At 34.0% G+C, this 467-nt stretch carries 1 protein-coding gene; it reads right to left on the bottom strand.

Features of this window, described 5'->3' with window-relative positions; translation table 11 throughout:
* Window positions 1-64: 64 nt before the first annotated feature.
* Window positions 65-467: ISL3 family transposase (locus tag CD30_RS19305; RefSeq protein ID WP_036180948.1), on the bottom strand; the 403-nt coding region annotated here is incomplete at its 5' end.

Genomic DNA, 467 nt, shown 5'->3' with positions numbered 1-467 from the left:
GGTTCTTTGTCAAATAACGTTGGTGAAGAATATTAGTCGATTATTACCACGCTCTTAACCAGCCTTAGGCTGTTTGGGAGCGTGGTTGTTTTTGTTCTGTTGTTTTGAGTTTGAAGTGTAGAATAATTCGCTTTTTATAATTCATAAAATTTCTATATCCATAAGCTACGCGATTTAATACTTTAATTTTATTGTTAATCCCTTCAATTTTGCCGTTGTTATAAGGATAATTAAAACTGTTATGTATGTACGGAAGATGCTCCTTCAACGTTTTTATACTTGTCTTCATATAGCTAGAGATTAACGGATGAACAGGATTTTTTAAACAAGATTCTAACATTTTAAAGTCCTTTTCTTCCATTGCTTTTAAAAGGGCTTGATAGAGCTCATAATTCGCTTTTAGTACTGGATCATACGCTAAAATCTCCTCGACGATGCTTGTTTCGAGACGTTGTCCGAATAGCGAG

The sequence above is a fragment of the Ureibacillus massiliensis 4400831 = CIP 108448 = CCUG 49529 genome, assembly GCF_000772965.1.
Classification (GTDB): domain Bacteria; phylum Bacillota; class Bacilli; order Bacillales_A; family Planococcaceae; genus Ureibacillus; species Ureibacillus massiliensis.
This window is presented reverse-complemented; position numbering and strand designations above follow the sequence as displayed.